Origin of the sequence: Pseudomonas sp. NFACC14, assembly GCF_900106885.1 — a bacterium.
In the GTDB taxonomy this organism is placed as follows: Bacteria; Pseudomonadota; Gammaproteobacteria; order Pseudomonadales; family Pseudomonadaceae; genus Aquipseudomonas; species Aquipseudomonas fluorescens_AA.
Genome location: NZ_FNOA01000010.1, coordinates 1 through 17,005, shown reverse-complemented (window position 1 = coordinate 17,005; position 17,005 = coordinate 1). Strand labels below are relative to the sequence as shown.

12 protein-coding genes are annotated in these 17,005 nt (G+C 62.2%); 2 read left to right on the top strand and 10 right to left on the bottom strand.

Annotated elements, in window-relative coordinates:
- Window positions 1–2 precede the first annotated feature (2 nt).
- The 3 genes from BLU85_RS16210 to BLU85_RS16200 are packed head-to-tail and all read right to left on the bottom strand — an operon-like array spanning window position 3 to window position 4,386.
- Window positions 3–2,453 (bottom strand): alpha/beta fold hydrolase, encoded by a 2,451-nt coding sequence (locus BLU85_RS16210; protein ID WP_092201378.1) that lies wholly within the window; start codon window positions 2,451–2,453, stop codon window positions 3–5.
- Between the two features lie 9 nt (window positions 2,454–2,462).
- Window positions 2,463–3,905 (bottom strand): TIGR01777 family oxidoreductase, encoded by a 1,443-nt coding sequence (locus BLU85_RS16205; protein ID WP_092201380.1) that lies wholly within the window; start codon window positions 3,903–3,905, stop codon window positions 2,463–2,465.
- Window positions 3,898–4,386: a cell division protein gene (locus BLU85_RS16200; RefSeq protein WP_170847590.1), complete on the bottom strand. Its 489-nt coding sequence runs from the start codon at window positions 4,384–4,386 to the stop codon at window positions 3,898–3,900. Before BLU85_RS16200 ends, BLU85_RS16205 begins: the two co-directional genes overlap by 8 nt.
- A gap of 405 nt (window positions 4,387–4,791) precedes the next feature.
- On the opposite strand from BLU85_RS16200, the gene BLU85_RS16195 reads away from it, so the two are divergent.
- Entirely contained in the window at window positions 4,792–5,163 is a 372-nt protein-coding gene (locus tag BLU85_RS16195; RefSeq protein ID WP_092201382.1) for a DUF6124 family protein, read from the top strand.
- Window positions 5,164–5,330: 167 nt separating this feature from the next.
- Here the strand turns inward: BLU85_RS16195 and BLU85_RS16190 are convergent, their stop codons facing one another.
- The 7 genes from BLU85_RS16190 to BLU85_RS16160 all read right to left on the bottom strand — a co-directional run bounded on the left by BLU85_RS16190 (window position 5,331) and on the right by BLU85_RS16160 (window position 14,412).
- Window positions 5,331–6,197: an ABC transporter permease gene (locus tag BLU85_RS16190; protein WP_092201384.1), complete on the bottom strand. Its 867-nt coding sequence runs from the start codon at window positions 6,195–6,197 to the stop codon at window positions 5,331–5,333.
- Between the two features lie 123 nt (window positions 6,198–6,320).
- The gene (locus BLU85_RS16185; protein WP_092201386.1) at window positions 6,321–7,181 is read right to left on the bottom strand and encodes an ABC transporter ATP-binding protein; all 861 of its coding nucleotides are present in this window, start codon (window positions 7,179–7,181) and stop codon (window positions 6,321–6,323) included.
- A 5-nt stretch (window positions 7,182–7,186) separates the two neighbouring features.
- The gene (locus tag BLU85_RS16180; protein ID WP_092201388.1) at window positions 7,187–8,212 is read right to left on the bottom strand and encodes an ABC transporter substrate-binding protein; all 1,026 of its coding nucleotides are present in this window, start codon (window positions 8,210–8,212) and stop codon (window positions 7,187–7,189) included.
- Window positions 8,213–8,249: 37 nt separating this feature from the next.
- A complete protein-coding gene (locus tag BLU85_RS16175) occupies window positions 8,250–9,152 on the bottom strand; it encodes a TauD/TfdA dioxygenase family protein (protein WP_072409312.1) in 903 nt (300 codons plus the stop codon).
- A gap of 359 nt (window positions 9,153–9,511) precedes the next feature.
- Window positions 9,512–10,879 (bottom strand): HlyD family type I secretion periplasmic adaptor subunit, encoded by a 1,368-nt coding sequence (locus BLU85_RS16170; protein ID WP_092201390.1) that lies wholly within the window; start codon window positions 10,877–10,879, stop codon window positions 9,512–9,514.
- A complete protein-coding gene (locus tag BLU85_RS16165; RefSeq protein ID WP_092201408.1) occupies window positions 10,869–13,025 on the bottom strand; it encodes a type I secretion system permease/ATPase in 2,157 nt (718 codons plus the stop codon). Before BLU85_RS16165 ends, BLU85_RS16170 begins: the two co-directional genes overlap by 11 nt.
- 37 nt (window positions 13,026–13,062) lie before the next feature.
- Entirely contained in the window at window positions 13,063–14,412 is a 1,350-nt protein-coding gene (locus BLU85_RS16160) for a TolC family outer membrane protein (RefSeq protein WP_092201392.1), read from the bottom strand.
- Window positions 14,413–14,768: 356 nt separating this feature from the next.
- On the opposite strand from BLU85_RS16160, the gene BLU85_RS16155 reads away from it, so the two are divergent.
- Window positions 14,769–17,005 (top strand): retention module-containing protein (locus tag BLU85_RS16155; RefSeq protein ID WP_139212811.1); only part of this gene is annotated, 2,237 nt, incomplete at its 3' end.

Below are 17,005 nucleotides of genomic sequence, written 5' to 3'. Positions count from 1 at the left end.
CATCAAGCCGGACTATTGGTAGCAACCAACGTCAACTCACCATCCCGATACAACACCTCACGCCCCAGCCACGCCACATCCACCTGCGGCAGCACCGCCGAAGGTTTACGCAACTCACGCAGCAACGTCGAGCCGTGGGACAAGCGCCCACCCATTCGCGCAATCACGGCCCGGGCGCTTTGATAGTGTGCGTGGCGACCAGGGTCCAACGTGTCTTCAAGCAGAATGTCCTCGCCCAGAATCCCCTGGGCCTGCCCCGGATAAATCATGAAGCCGCTGGCCTGCTCGGTGCCTTCACGACCGTCCTGCCAGAAGCTGCCATCGCGGGTGCGGATGTCCGGGTGCGGCGCGAACCAATGCGCTCGGTCAGCCGTCGGCATGGCGTGGTGCAGGCGAAAGAACATCCGCATCAGGTTGTCGCGATACCATTCGCGCACTTGCAGGTAGTAGCCACGCAAGCCCGGCAGGCCGGTCGAATGAGCCAGGCGAATCGCCAGGGGCGATTGTGGGAAGGCCTGCAAGGGCAACTCGGTCAGTGCTGGGCGTGGCGTGGCCGGGTCGGTTTCCCACGGCAGGCGATGGGGGCTGTGTTCAAGGTTGTCATAGGCGGTCGGCGGCCGCCCCAGCCAGTCGCCGCCACTGCTGGCCAAGGCGCTGGCGATGCACAGGTTGCCTTGCACCACGAACACGTAGAAGCGGGTGAACCAGTCAGCCAATTGCTGGCCGTCGGCACCTTGTCCGTTCAGTGCGTGCAGCTCTCGGTCAAAACGTCGCAAGCCGTTTTCCAACGTCAGCAAATGCCCACGGGCGATGCGTTGCATGCGCAGGAACAACGGCAGCGAGCGCAGCAGGCGCAGTGGCCGCCACGGCAGGTGCGGTGTCGCACCGCCGACCTCGCCGGCGTAGCTGCTGGCACTGATGCCCCAGTCGGCCAGCCGGGCGAGAAACAGGTCATTGTTGATATACGAAGCACCGCCAAACACCGCCGTGAACGGCTCATTGTCCTGCAACACCCGTGAGTCCCAGCGCGCCATGATCGCCGGGATGCTCGCCGCCGCACGGCGCTGGGCGTACTCCACCAAGGCGCTGGGTTGCGGCGGCAGGATCTCGGCGATGTTGGCGGCGGTCAGGTGACGGCGCCAGCCGTAGTCGCTGATCGGTCGGTATTGCAGCAACCACAGTTGGGTGCCGTCCCAGGCCCATTCGACGTCGCCGGGCACGTAGTGGAACACCTGCAGCACGCCTTGCAGGAAACGCCATAGCACGTCTTCGGTCAGGCCATGGGCGGGCTTGAATGTGCCGCTGCTCCATGACTCGCCGAGGCGGGAAAGGATCGCCCGCTCGGGGCTCACCTGGCCATCGGCCAACGACTCCAGGTGACCTTCGACCCACTCCAGCTCGACGGACAGGTGGCGCACGAAGGCGATCCCCGACAGCCGTGGCGTGATGAAACGCTGCACCACCACTTCCTCGACACCCGCCGCCGTCAACTCGGCAATACGCACCGGCACGTTGTGCGTCGGTTCACGCAGGAACGTGGTGCTCAGGCCAGCATTCGCCGCGTCGGCCTGATCTTCGCCGTAACTGGAAGAACGCACGGCCCAGATAGCGTCCGGCTGGCTCTTCAAAAATCCTGGTAAGCGCGGATCATGACAGTCGTTGAGCGACAGCGCCGCAGGCACTGCTTGCCCGGCCAGCTCCGCCAGGCACAAGCGCCCACCCTTGGTGTGCGCGACGAAACCACGCTCGCCCGACTCCAACCATGCGGCGAACTCGGCCGGCGCATCGATCCATGGGTAGTGGCCCCAGCCGGGTTTCAGGCTGATGGTCAGGTCGGCACGGGCCAGAATGGCGGACCAGGCCGCCGCTTGCACGACACCCAGCACTTTGTCCTGATCGCCCCACACCAGCTCGACCGGGTCGGTGATCCATTCCAGCAACGGCAACGCAGTGTCCGCACGCAACTGATCCCAGAGCGGCACAAAGGCGCGGCAACGGGCATAGCCGGCGCCCATGCGCTGGTATTGCGCGGGCGTCCAGGTCTGGCGGGAGAATTTGTGGGCGAACAGCGTCGGCTTGTTCGAGAGCAGCCAGTGGATGGTCTTGCGAATCAGCAGCGGCGACATCAACGCCGGCAATCGTCGCTGCCACAAAAATGCGCCCACCGGCGCCAGCAACACGCTGCGGCAAAAGTGTCCCGGCTGCCGTTGCAAGGCGTGCAGCACCAGCAAGGCATTGACCCCGACCGCCATGATCGCGCTGCCCTTGTCCGTTGCCGCCAGCAACGCCTGGGCATAGGCCGCCAGGTCCTCGCAAGGGGCCTGTGGGTTATTGCCAAAGCCCGGCAACTCTAATGGCACCACGTCGTAGCGTTCAAAGTGCGGCAGCGCGTCATCCCACCAATCGGCGGCGCTACCGTTGCCGGCCAGCAGGTACATCCGGGGCTTGCTCATGGACGGTCCTCAGGCCAGGTCGCGCAGGGCTGCGTCGAGGGTCGGATAACGGAAGGTATAACCGGCCTCGACGAGACGATTGGGCACCACGCGCTGGCCGTCGAAAAACAACTGAGCCATCTCACCCGCCAGGGCACGCACCGGCGCGGCTGGGATGTGGAACCACACCGGACGCTTGAGCACCTTGCCCACGCGCTCGGCGAACAGCGCCTGACTGACCGTTTCTGGCGCCACCAGGTTGTAGGTGCCGCTCAGGCTCTCGTCATCGAACGCACGGGCGATCACTTGGATGACATCGTCGCGGTGCACCCAACTCATGATTTGCCGACCATCGCCCATCCGCCCGCCGAACCCCAGGCGAAACGGAATCAGCAACGGCAACAACGCACCGCCCGGGCCGAACACCACGCCCAGGCGCATTACCACCTGGCGCACGCCCAGCTCCGTGGCGGGCCGGGCCGAGGCCTCCCAGCGCGCACAGAGTTCAGCCATGAAGCCCTCGCCCCGGGTGGCACGTTCATCGAGGCTTTCGCTGGCGTCGCGCACGCCATAAAAACCGACAGCCGAGGCCTGTATCCACAATGCGGGTTTGTGTCGGGCGTTTTTCAACCAGGTCATCAAGGCTTCGGTGGTATTGACCCGACTGGCGATGAGTTGCGCCTGGCGCTTGGGACTCCAGCGCGGCCCGGCCACCGGCGCGCCCGCCAGGTTGATCACGATGTCGAAGGTTTCGTCATGGCCCAGCTTGCCCAGCGAACGCAGGCAGCGAGCGCGACCGTCAAACAGATACGCCGCTTTCAACGGATCACGAGCCAGCACGCTGACCGTGTGCCCGGCATCGAGCAGTTGATTGACCAGCGTCTCGCCGATAAACCCGGTGCCCCCCGTGACCAGCACGCGCTTATAGGCGCCACCGGCAAACGGGTTGGCGGGCTTGCCCGCGCGCTGCATGCGCAAGGCCGCCAAGCCGTCGCGAATCCCCGAGGCCGTGACCCCGATGGCGAACAAGGTCAGCAGCCAGCCGCGCCAGCCCAGGTCGATCCCGCTCAGGCCGGTGGGCAAACTCGCCCACTGCGCCAGCTGCACCCCGTACAGCGCGAAGAAGGCACCGCCGTTGACCGCCAGTACCGTGTGCATGATGCGCTCGATGGGCGGCAGTTTGCGGCTACGGTCCTCGACCACGAAGTCCCACAGCGTCAGGCCGATCTCCAAGGCGAACAGCAACGCGATGACAATCGCCCAGGTGCCTTCGAAGGCCAGATGGGCAATGCCCAGGAACAAGATCCCGTAGAAGCACGAACGCAAGGCGTGGATCGACAGCTCCAGCCGCGCACTGTGGCGATAGGGCAAGGCGACGGTCAGTTCGTGGTGATACAGGGTATCCAGCGCGCCCAGGATCGCCTGGGCGATCAACAGCGTGATGGCCCAGTCCAGCAGGGAAAAGTCAGGCATGGTTTGCATCACTCGGCGCGTGGTCAGTCAGGGAGGTGCGGCGGTCATGGCGATAGAGCCAGAACAGCGGCGGCAGTAACAGCAGCAGCGCGAGACCGTCGAGCCACAAGTGCGACCAGACCCGCGCCTGGGCGGAAATCAACATGTCCTGGGGCGCCCAGAGCAGGATGCCGGCGATTATCCAGGCCCAAGGCATGGCGCTTTTCAGTCGATTGCCGATGTGCACGAGGGCGAACATGTACAACGCGTAGCTTTGCAACGTGGCGCCGAACAAGGCCAGCCACCAGACCTGCTGTGCGCTGGCCGTCGCGGGCACCACGGCGGCGCCCCAGAAGGCCTGTTCGATGTTTTGCAGGTAGCCATCGAGCAAGCCCGAATGGCCTGCCCAGCTCAAGGTGATGCCGGCAAGCAGATGCATCAGGGCGGCGGTATAAAGCCAATTGACCAAGGCTTTGCGAAGGGGGCTTTGAGGGACTGGCATTCCGTGTCCTGAAGGCTTGCTGGAGGGTCGCAAGTCTAATGGAAAAGGAGGAGGCTTTATCTGGCTATTTGGATTGGGTGCACTCGTACAGTTGGGTCCTAGGAGATTTCCTTCAAGTTGTAGCGATATTGGTGAACTTGTCCGGCTTCGGGCCCGCCGCTAGTCTGGGTTTGTCACTGAAAAAACGGTGACACGGACGTGCAAGTCCGGGTACAACAACCGAATCATAATGCCTCCGGCCATTTATGGTGCATTCGTGCCCGCGTTTTATGGCGGCTGTGTTCGGGAGACTCTCAAGGTCTGCCGGGGTTTTGGTATGGTTACCCGGTCTTGCACACTCGCTCACAGCTGCCACCTTCCATCGCGTGCAAGCGATTCAAAGTGGTTCTCCAATGGAAACCTACCATGTTCAAACCTACACCTAACCCTCCCCCCGTCTCACCTGACACCCGCGCTGAGACCCCAGAGTCCAAAAAGCTCGACGAAGCCGCCCAACGCGCCCTCGACTACTACCTCAATCCCAAACCGACCGATGAAGCCTCTGGCAAAACCCAAACCGCCCACCTCTTCATGGTCGCCCCGGACATCGACACCGAAACCCTGCTGGCCAATGCCTCCGAAGACCTGCTGTCCATCAGCGCCATCGCCGCCGACCTGGCGGATGACGTTGAAGGCAGTCGTCGCAGTGTCATCCTGGCGATCAGCCGCATGGCTGATGGCGTGCATTTATTGGTGGAGCGGGCAATGGATCGGCTTGAGGTCCAGGCTTCGGGCTGACATTCCTGTGGTGGATTGAAAACCGCCATCGCGAGCAAGCTCGCTCCCACAGGGGTTTTGTGTCGACTAAGATATCGAGATCAACGCCCGTCAACTGTGGGAGCGAGCTTGCTCGCGATGAGGCCAGCCCAGACAACCCTCACTACAGGGTTCATTCACCCCACCGATTAGCGCTGCATCCCCCAACGCTTCACCGTCACCCGTTCCAAACTGTCGAACACCAGGTTCTCCACCAACAACCCAATCAAAATCACCACCGCCAACCCGGCAAACACCTTGTCGGTGTACAGCTCGTTGCGGTTCTGGAAGATGTACCAGCCCAGGCCGCCCTTGCCGCTGGTGGCGCCGAATACCAGTTCGGCGGCGATCAGGGTGCGCCAGGCGAAGGCCCAGCCGATTTTCAGCCCGGCGAGAATCGACGGCAGCGCTGCCGGAATCAGGATGAACAGCACAAAACGCAGGCCCTTGAGCCCGTAGTTGCGCCCGGCCATGCGCAGCGTTTCCGACACACCGAGAAACCCCGCGTACATGTTCAACGCCAGCGCCCACAGCACCGAATGCACCAGCACGAAAATCAGGCTGTTCTGCCCCAGGCCGAACCACAGCAGCGCCAACGGCAACAGGGCGATGGCCGGCAGCGGATTGAACATCGACGTCAACGTGCTGAGCAGGTCGCGGCCCAACTGCGTCGACACCGCCAAGGTGGTCAAGCCAAACGCCAGGACGATGCCCAGTAAATAGCCCTTGAGCAGCACCACCAGGGAAATCCACACCTTGCCCAACAGCTCGCCGCTGAGCAAACCGTCGTACAAAGCGCTGGCGGTCTGCAAGAAACTCGGCAGCAGCAGGTCATTGTTCTGGTAGCGCGCCACGCCCTCCCACACCACCGCCAGCAACAACAGGATCAAACTTTTGCGCAGCCAACCCTGTTGCCAGAGGCGCTGGCCCAAGGGCAACTCCCGCTCCAATGGCACGTGGGTCAGGGGTTGCAGGTCGACTTCGTACTCTTCGCGCGCAGGCGATAACTGGCTCATAAAACTCTCTTCCTCAATGCCTTGCACCAACCTGTAGGAGCTGCCGAGCGAAGCGAGGCTGCGATCTTTGCGCCGACAAGCGAAAGATCAAAAGATCGCAGCCTTCGGCAGCTCCTACGGGGGTCAATAGGCGATACGGATGTCGGTGAAATCCAGCTCACGCTCGGTTTCAGGCGGCTGACCTTCATTGAACAGCAAGCCATGAATCCGCCGCGCCGTGTGCTGGAACCCCACGCCACCGAGGCTGTGCAGATCGTATTGATGGCTGTGGACTTCCGCCCGCACACGCCCGGGGTGCGGTGACAGCAGCAGGATGCGATTGCCCACTACCAACGCTTCCTCGATGGAATGGGTGACGAACAACAGCGTGAAACGCACCTCTTCCCAGAGCAGCAGCAGTTCTTCCTGCATCTTGCGTCGGGTCAGGGCATCGAGGGCGGCGAAGGGCTCGTCCATCAAGAGGATTTTCGGCTGCATCGCCAACGCCCGGGCAATGGCGACGCGCGCTTTCATGCCACCGGACAACGTGTGAGGGTAGGCATCGGCAAACGCCGCCAGGCCCACTTTGTCGAGGTAATGCAGCGCCCGCTCCTCGGCCTCGCGACGCTTGAGGGTGCCGGACGCCAGCAGCGCGAACATCACGTTCTGCTTGACGGTTTTCCACGGTGGCAGTTGATCGAACTCCTGGAATACCACGATCCGGTCCGGTCCCGGCGCGTTGACGGTTTGGCCTTGCAAGCGAATCTCGCCTTCGCACGGCGTGATGAAGCCACCAATGGCCTTGAGCAAGGTGGACTTGCCGCACCCGGACGGGCCAAGCAAAACAAAACGGTCCGCCGGGTCGACTTCGAAACTCACCTGGTGGGTGGCCCGCACCACGCGTTGTGGCGTGCGGTACTCCAGGCTGACGTTGTCCACCGACAGCAATGCCGTGCCGGTGGCGGTGGGATTGCTGGCCGCGTGGCCTTGCAAACGCGCGTTCATGACAATCAGCTCCCCTGCAACGGTTTGGCGTCCTGGAAGAAATAGTCTTCCCATGACGCCGGCTTGTTCTTGATGGCGCCGACGCGGTAGAGGAATTCGGCCAGCGGGTAGGTGTTTTTCGGTGTGACGGTGAATTCGATTTGCGGGTTGTCGATGATTTTCAACAAGGTCGCCCGGTCGATCTTGGCCTTGGTCACCCGCAGGTAGGTGTCCGCCGCCGCACCTTTATCGTTCTGGGCGAACTCGGCCGCTTCGGTCAGCGCCTCGACGAACGCCTTGTAGGTCTTCGGGTTTTCATCGCGGAATTTCTCAGTGGCGAACAGCACCGTGGGTGAGTTCGGCCCGAGCACGTCATAGGAGTTGAGCACCACATGGACGTTGGGGTTTTGCAGGGCCTGGTCCTGGAACGGCGGGTTGGAAAAATGCCCGGTCAATTCAGTGCCGCCGGCAATCAACGCCGCCGTGGCATCCGGGTGCGGGACGGCCAAGGTGTACTTGTCGAGGCGATTGAAGTCCTTGTCACCCCACTGCTTGGCGGCGGCGTATTGCAGGAAACGCGACTGCACCGAAACACCCACCGCTGGCACCGCGATGCGGTCCTTCTCGGTGAAGTCGGCAATGGTCTTGACCTTGGGGTTGTTGCTCAACAGGTAATAGGGAAAGTTGCCCAGGGAAGCCACGGCCTTGACGTTCTGCTTGCCACGGGTGCGGTCCCAGACCGTCAGCAACGGCCCGACGCCGGCTCCGGCAATGTCGATGGAACCCGACAGCAATGCATCGTTGACCGCCGCCCCACCGGACAGTTGGGTCCAATCGACCTTGATGTCGATGCCCTCTTCCTTGCCGTGCTTCTCGATCAATTGCTGGTCGCGGACCACGTTCAGCAACAGGTAAACGATGCCGAACTGCTCGGCGATCCGAATCTCGCCCTCGGCGTGGGCGCTGGCCGGCGCGACCAGGCTGCCGGCCAGCAAACTGAAGCCCAGGCCGATGGCGGCGGCCAGCGGTGCAAAAGCAATGCGCTTGGACATGGTGATTCTCCGGGCTCTTGGCGCGAGGCGCAGCCGATCAGAAAGGGGCGTCGCCCTGGATGGTGGTGCGATACAGCTTGCGGCGCAGATGGCTCGGGCAACCGGCGGCCAGGTGGATCAGCGAGCGGTTGTCCCAGAACACCAAGTCATGGGGCTGCCATTGATGGCGATAGATGTTTTGAGGCAACACGCTGTGGGCATACAGCTCCGTCAGGATGGCTTTGCTTTCATCCTCCGGCAGGCCGACGATGCGGGTGGTGAACCCCTCACTGACGAACAATGCCTTGCGCCCGGTTTCCGGGTGGGTGCGGACGATGGGGTGCACGACTTCGGCCACCTGGGCCAGTTGCTCCGGCGTCAACGTCGGGCGCCAGTTGCCTTCGAATTTGGTTTCGCTGTAGCGCGCAGTGTAGGAATGCGCCGCCGAACGGCCCTCGACCGCTTTACGCAACGTTTCGGGCAAACCGTCCCAGGCCTTGTGCATGTCGGCGAACAGCGTGTCGCCGCCTTCGCTCGGCAGTTCCTGGGCGTGGAGCATCGAGCCGAGGCTGGGCAGCTCCTTATAGGAAAGGTCCGAATGCCAGAACTTGCCTGCATCGCCGAGGCCAATGGATTGGCCGTTTTCGATGATGTTGGACACGATGAGGATTTCCGGATGCCCGGCCAGCAGGAACTGCTTGAGCACATGGATTTGCAGCACGCCAAAACGGCGGCTGAAGGCGATGTGCTGTTCGGGGGTGATGCGCTGGTCACGGAACACCACGACGTGATAGTCCAGGTGCGCGCGATGGATGCGGGCGAAATCCTGGTCGTTGATGGGCCGGGACAGGTCCAGCCCGACGATCTCGGCGCCGACGGCATCGCGAAACGGGAGGATGGCGAACGACTGCGGCGCGATGGTCGCGGCATTTGAATCTGGAGAAAAGGAAACGGCTGGCATACATCACTCCCACACAGCGCGCTTCAATGGGCGCGCAATCGATCAAAAACTCACGGGTCACCGTGTTGGTTTGTGTCGTGCGGCGTGCCGATTGGTCGGCAGGTACGCAGGAGGATGACTTTAAGGGTATAAGAATTGAAATTTAAATACCGTTAATGAATAACGATATGGCTTAGAGTTTTCACCGCCCTCCCTGTGGCGAGGGGATTTATCCCCGCTGGGGTGCGAAGCAGCCCTAAAACCTGCCACCTCGGTGTGTCAGGCTTGGTTACATTCAGCTATTTCGGGGGCTGCTGCGCAGCCCAGCGGGGATAAATCCCCTCGCCACAGAGATAGCGCCGGCCCGAGTTATTGGGTTTCTAGCGCTCGTGCAACGCCTCGGACCGGGCCTTGATGATGGGCTTGAGCAGGTAGCTGAGCACGGTTTTCTTGCCGGTGATGATGTCCACCGACGCCACCATCCCTGGGATGATCAGCAAGGGTTTTTCAGGCGTGCCCAGGTGGCTGCGTTCGGTGCGCAGCTTGATGATGTAGTAGGTGGTTTTCTTGTCTTCATCGGTGATGGTGTCGGCGCCGATCTGTTCCAGCTTGGCTTTCATCCCGCCGTAGATGGTGTAGTCGTACGCGGTGAATTTCACCGTGGCGTCCTGGCCGGGGTGCAGGAAGGCGATGTCCTGTGGACGGATTTTCGCTTCCACCAGGATGGTGTCGTCCAGCGGCACGATTTCCACCAGGTCGCTGCCGGGCTGGATCACGCCGCCGATGGTGTTCACCAGCAATTTATTGACAATGCCACGCACGGGCGACGTCACCAGGGTCCGGCTCACCCGGTCTTCCAGGGCCTTGCCGGTGGCCTGGGCCTTGTTCAGGTCGGTGCGGGCTTCGTTGAGCTGGGTCAGGGCTTCGCTGCGGAACTTGCCGCGGGTCTCGTCGATCTTGCGCTGCACTTCCTTGATCGCCGATTCGGCGCGGGGGATCGCCAGCGTCGTGGCGTCCAGTTGCCCACGGGTCTCGACTTCGGCGCGCTTGAGCCGCAGCACTTCCACCGGCGACACCGCACCCTGGGCCACCAGCGGTTCGGACATGTTGATTTCCTGGCGTTGCAAGGCCAGGCCGGAGCGGTACTGCGCCTGCTTGGACACGAACTCGCGCAGTTCCTGCTGGCGCTGGATCAACTGCTCCTGCAAGCCGCCGATTTCATCGTGCAACTGCTGGCGGCGACTGATGTACAGCGACTCTTCGCTGGCGGCCTGGCCCGGCACCGCCTTGAGCACATCGGCCGGGAAGTTCAGCGGCCGGTCATCGACCTCGGCGCTCAGGCGCTCGACTCGCAACAGCATGGACAGTCGATCAGCCTCGGTTTCGCCGACGTTGGAGACAAACCGTGTGTCGTCCAGGCGAATCAACGACGCGCCGACATCGACGATCTGCCCTTCCTTGACGAACAGCTCAGCGACGATACCGCCTTCCAGGTTCTGGACTTTCTGGATCTTGGACGATGGGATCGCCTTGCCGTCGCCCTTGGTCACTTCGTCGATCTCGGCGAAGTTGGCCCACAGCATCAGGAACACAAAGAAGCCGATGATGCCCCAGATCGTCAAACGCACCACCCGGGGAGCGTCCTCGATCAGGGCTTTGTTGACCTCGGGCAGCGGTTGGCCGTGCAGCGAGTCGGAACCTTTGAAATAGCGGCCCACCCCGCCCTTTAAACCTGACTTAAGCAACACTGATCTGCCCCTTCTTCAGCGCTTCCATGACAGCGGCTTTCGGGCCATCGGCGAGGATCTGTCCACGGTCGACCACCAGCAGGCGATCCACCAGCGACAGCAAGGATGCCCGGTGCGTCACCAACAGCACGGTCTTGTTTTCCACCACGGCGGCCAGACGCTGTTTCAAGCGTTCTTCACCGGTGTTGTCCATGGCGCTGGTGGGTTCGTCCAACAGCAGGATGGGCGGGTTGAGCAGCAGCGCGCGGGCCAGGGCGACGTTCTGGCGCTGGCCACCGGACAGGTTCTGCCCGCGCTCGCCGACTTGCAGTTCATAGCCTTGCGGATGCAGGCGGGCGAATTCGTGCACGCCCGCCAGCTCAGCGGCCTGGAGCACCAGTTCGTCTTCGACGTAACGGGCGCCGGAGGTCAGGTTGTCCCGCAGGGTGCCGGCCAGCAGCTGGATGTCCTGGGGCACGTAGCCAATGTTGTAGCGCAGCTCGCTGACGTCGATCTGGCGGATGTCCACGCCGTCCACCAGCAAGGCACCGTCGTCAGGCTGATACAGGCCCACCAGCAATTTGGCGAGCGAGCTTTTGCCCGAACCGCTACGACCGATGATGCCGATTTTCTCCCCCGGCTTGATCACCAGATTGATGTTTTTCAGCGCAGCGTTCTGCTGGTTCGGGTAGGTGAAGCTCAACTGACGGCATTCAATGGCGCCCTGCAACACCTTGCGGCTGAGGGGGCGCTCGTCGAAATTGCGCTCCTGGGGCAGCTCCATCATCTGGTCGACCGAGGTCATGGTCACCCGCGCCTGCTGGTAACGGGTCAACAGGCCCGACAGCGACGCCAGCGGGCTGAGGGCGCGGCCGCTGAGCATGTAGCAGGCAACCAGCCCACCCATGCTCAGGTTGCCGGCGATGATCAGGTAAACGCCGAAGACGATCATGATCACCCCGGCCAATTGCTGGATCAGCAAGGTGATGTTCATCGCCAGCCCGGACAGCATCTTCACCCGCAGTTCGAGGCGACTGAGGGTGCCGATGGTCTGCTCCCACTGGTATTGACGCTCGCTCTCGGCGTTGTTGACCTTCACCGCGTCCAGGCCGGCCAGGGTCTCGATCAGGCTGGACTGGCGCTCGGCGCCCAGGGCCATGGTGCGCTCCATCGTCGCCACCAGGGGCTTCTGCAACGCATAGCCGATCAGCAGGGCAATCGGGAACGCCAGCACCGGAATCCACACCAGGTGCCCGCCGATAATCGCGATGACCATGAAGATCAGCAGGGTGAACGGCAAGTCGATCAGGCTGGTGAGGGTCAGCGAGGCGAGGAAGTCCCGCAGGCTCTGGAACTCATGGATGTTCTGGGCAAAGCTGCCGACCCGCGCCGGGCGGTACTTCATGGACATGCCGACGATACGCTCGAACAGCGTCGCCGAGATGATCAGATCGGTTTTCTTGCCCGCCAGGTCCAGGCACAGGCTGCGCAGCATCTTGAGGATCAGATCGAACACATAGGCGCCGGTGATACCGACGGCCAGCACCCACAGGGTCGATTCGGCCTGGTTCGGCACCACGCGGTCGTAGACGTTCATCACGAACAGTGGCGCGGCCATGGCGATGATGTTGATTAGCAGGCTCGCGGCGATGGCGTCGGCGTATAGCCAGCGGGACCGCTTGAGGGTGTCGCGGAACCACGAACGCGCCCGGGGAATGAGCGTGCCGTGGTTGACGTCAAATTTATGCTGCGGTTGGGCGAAGAACACCTTGCCGCTGTAGTCGTCCGCCAGCAGTTCGCGGCTGACCGTGACCTCCCCTCCATCGCTTTCGCTGAGCAGCAGCCGCGCCTGGTCGTCACCGACCCAGCCCAGCAGCACGGCACTGCGGCCGTCTTTGAGCAGCAACAGCGCCGGCATGGCGATGGTCGGGATCTGCTCCAGCTTGCGTTGCAGCACCCGGCCTTGCAGACCGGCACGGGCCGCCGCGCGCGACAATAATTCGACGCTCAGCCGTTGCTTGGGCAGTGGCAAGCCCGTGGTGAGCATCGCTGCGCTGGCCGGCTTCTGATGCAGCATGCAGAGCGCCAGCAGACCGTCCAGCAACGGGTCGTCGTGCAGCGTGCGCGGGTCATGAACTAGTTCGACTGGACTGACTTCTGATTCCACGCTCGGCACTCTGACTGATTAAAACAGGTGGTAGGACTCAATTCATCCCAGGCAACTGAACCTTGGGTTTCACGTCGTTCTGCACAACCGATGCCAACGGTGCGACCACACCCTGGCTTTTCAACAGTTGGCCCATGGTTGCCTTGATCCGGTATTGGGTGAACAACTGCACATTCTTGATTTCCGCCAGGCGCCGGGAAGCTGTGAACAGCTCGTTTTCGCTGTCGAGCAAGTCGAGCAGGGTCCGCTCGCCAAGGCTGAACTGCCTCTGATAGGCGGTACGCACGCTGGTGCTGTGGTCCACGTATTGCTGGGCGATCGGCACCTGGGCATTGGCGTTGTTCAGGGCGTTCCAGGCCAGGCCCAGCTCTTCATTCAATTGGCGCAGGGCATTGTTGCGGATGTCCAGGGCCTGGTTGGACAGGTACGACTTGGATTCCAGGTCCGCCTTGTTGCTGCCACCGGCATACAGGTTGAAACGCATGCGCAGCATGGCTTGCCATTCATTGTTATGACCGTTCTGGCCGTCCAGGTCATTGTCGGCCGTGCGGCCCAGCTCAGCGTCGAAACGTGGGTAGAAACTCGACTTGGCGGCTTCGTACTGTTGTTCGGCGGCGGCGATGTCCGCTTCGGCCGAACGCAGCACCGGGCTGTTTTCCAGCATCTGGGCGCGGGCTTCGGTCAGGTTGGCCGGCAACAGCGCCAGAAAATCGGCGGGGCGCTCCAGTTGATCGGGCATTTGGCCCACGGCGCTGAGGAAGTTGGTCTCGGCGTCGGCCAGGTTGGTCTGTTCGGTGATCAGGTTGTTGCGGGCCTGGGCCATGCGCGCTTCGGCCTGGTCCAGGTCGGCGCCACTGCCCACGCCACGGGAGGTGCGCAGCTTGATCTGGTCGAAGATGCGTTCATGACTCTTGAGGTTTTCCTCGGCCAGGCGCACGAACTCGCGACGGGTCAGCACATCCAGGTAGACCTGGGCCACGGTCAGGCCGGTGCGCTCGGACGCATCCAGCAACGAGTAGGCACGGGCGTTGACGGTGGCTTGTTGACGCCCCACTTCGCTGGACGTCGCAAAACCGTCAAAAACCATTTGTGACAGGCGCAGGCTCGACTCGCTGCGGTTCAGGGTTTCCCAATGGTTGTTGCTGCCCGATCGGGTGGTGACGCTGTCAGTGCCTTCACGCCCGTACCCGGCTGCAAGGTCCACCCTAGGCAGGTAGCCGCCCTTGGCCGCCTTGAGTTGGTAATCCGCCGCGAGACGACTGTTCACACCGGCCTGGATTTCCGGATGGACATCCAAGGCCTGTTGCATGGCTTGCGGCAAGGTTTGTGCTTGTACGAAATTTGCGGCGAGGGCGAAGGGCAAAGCCATGAACAAGTGCGGACGCATGGTGGTTTTTTCCTGAACTCTTGTCTTGAATCACAGCGAAACGTGGCGCTGCATCGGATGATGGCAACCGGAATGACCGTATGTCGGAAAGTTCGAAACAAGAACTGGATCAAGCACCGAAAGGACAGGTCGCCGCTTAAATATCAATGTGACATTACTGAAGCGATTGTTTAGGATGGCCAACATAAGGTCAATAGTTTGGCATAAACAAATAAATCGAAACTAGACAGCCAAATTTCTGACACGGTAAAGCGTCAAACAACCTTACTTAGTTAAAGAGAACGTCCAGACCGCCGAGGCCCAGAGGCCCCCGGGTCCATGGAAGTCTACTGAACGTGGCACCCGGAGAGTCTTCAATGAGCAGTGTTATTGCCGTCGTCAAAAGCATTGTTGGTCAGGTTTTCGTCGTATCCCCAGAGGGCATCCGTCGCGTACTCATTGAAGGCGATCGCCTCTACACAGGCGATCAGTTGGACACCGGGCCGGCCGGCGCCGTCACATTGGAATTGGCCGATGGCCGTACCCTGGACCTGGGTCGCGATACCCAATGGAGCGCCAACGCCCCGGACTCGTCCACGGACCTGGCGCAAGCCACTGCCCAGGCCGCGCCGTCCGTAGAAGAGCTGCAGCAAGCCATCGCTGCGGGCGCCGACCCGACCACTGCCCTTGAAGCCACGGCCGCCGGTGCTACCGCTGCGGGCGCGGGGGGTGCCGCCGGTGGCGGTCACAGCTTCGTGGCACTGGACGCCACCGCCGGCAGCGTCGATCCGACCATCGGTTTCCCGACTGAAGGCTTGAGCACGGCCGCCGTCGCTGACAACAACATCAACGGTCTCGACACCAACGCCAATACCACAGCCAACACCCTGCTCAACGCGACACTGACCCTGAGCGCCACCCCGACCCTGACCGAGGCCGGTGGTGTACTGGTCTATACCGCGACGGTCACCCAGGCGCCCCAGACCAACCTGACCGTGACCCTGTCCAACGGCTCCGTGATCGTAATCCCGGCCGGCCAAACGACCGGTAGCGTCAACGTACCGCTGGCAGCGAACGATACCGTCTACAACGACGCCAGCCAGATCAGCGTGAGCGTCACCGGGACCACCGGTGGCACCGGCATTGCCGTGACCCTGCCCACCACCCCGGCAGTGACTCAGATCACCGATACCATCGACACCACCAATGTCACCCTGAGCGCAGGCAACACGGTGACCGAAGGTGGCCAGATCACCTACACCGCCACCCTGACCAACCCGGCCCAGACGCCAGTGACCGTGACCTTGAGCAACGGCTCGGTCATAACCATTGCTGCCGGCCAGACTAGCGGCACAGTGGCCGTGGATACCCCGGCCAACGATGTCTACAACAACGGCAGCACTGTCAGCACCACCATTACTGGCGCGACCGGTGGCAACTTCGAGAACCTGGTGCCGAGCACTGCGCCTGCGGTGACCACCATTACCGATTCGGTCGATACCACTGGCCTGACCCTGTCCGCCAGCAACACCGTCACCGAAGGCGGTCAGATTACCTACACCGCGACCTTGACCAATGCCGCTCAAACCCCAGTGACCGTGACCTTGAGCAATGGCGCGGTGATCAACATCGCTGCGGGCCAGACCACCGGCACCGTCAACGTCGAGACGCCAGCCAACGACGTCTACAACAACGGCAGCACTGTCAGCACCACCATTACCGGTGCGACCGGTGGCAACTTCGAGAACCTGGTGCCGAGCACCGCGCCTGCGGTGACTACGATTACCGACTCGGTGGACACCACTGGCCTGACTCTGTCCGCCAGCAACACCGTCACTGAAGGCGGTTCGATCACCTACACCGCCACCCTGACCAATCCGGCCCAGACGCCAGTGACCGTGACCTTGAGCAACGGCTCGGTCATCGCCATTGCCGCCGGCCAGACGACCGGCACAGTGGCCGTGGACACCCCGGCCAACGACGTCTACAACAACGGCAGCACTGTCAGCACCACCATTACTGGCGCGACCGGTGGCAACTTCGAGAATCTGGTGCCGAGCACTGCGCCTGCGGTGACCACTATTACCGATTCGGTCGATACCACCGGCCTGACCCTCTCGGCCAGCAACACCGTCACCGAAGGCGGCCAGATTACCTACACCGCCACCTTGACCAATGCCGCTCAAACCCCAGTGACCGTGACCTTGAGCAATGGCGCGGTGATCAACATCGCCGCCGGTGCCACTACAGGCACCGTTGCCGTGGACACCCCGGCCAACGACGTCTACAACAACGGCAGCACTGTCAGCACCACCATTACTAGCGCGACCGGTGGCAACTTCGAGAGTTTGGTGCCGAGCACTGCGCCTGCGGTGACTACGATTACCGATTCGATAGACGCTACTACCGTGACGTTGACCGCTACGCCGACCGTGAACGAAAACGGCACGATCACCTACACCGCCACGCTGACCGGCGCCGACGGCAAACCGGTCACCGCGCAGAACGGTCCTGTCACTGTTACTTTGGAAAGCGGCAAAACCATCACCATCGCAGCCGGCGCAAGCTCGGGCGTGTTGGATGTGGCTGTCGGCAATGACGTCTACCAAGGTCC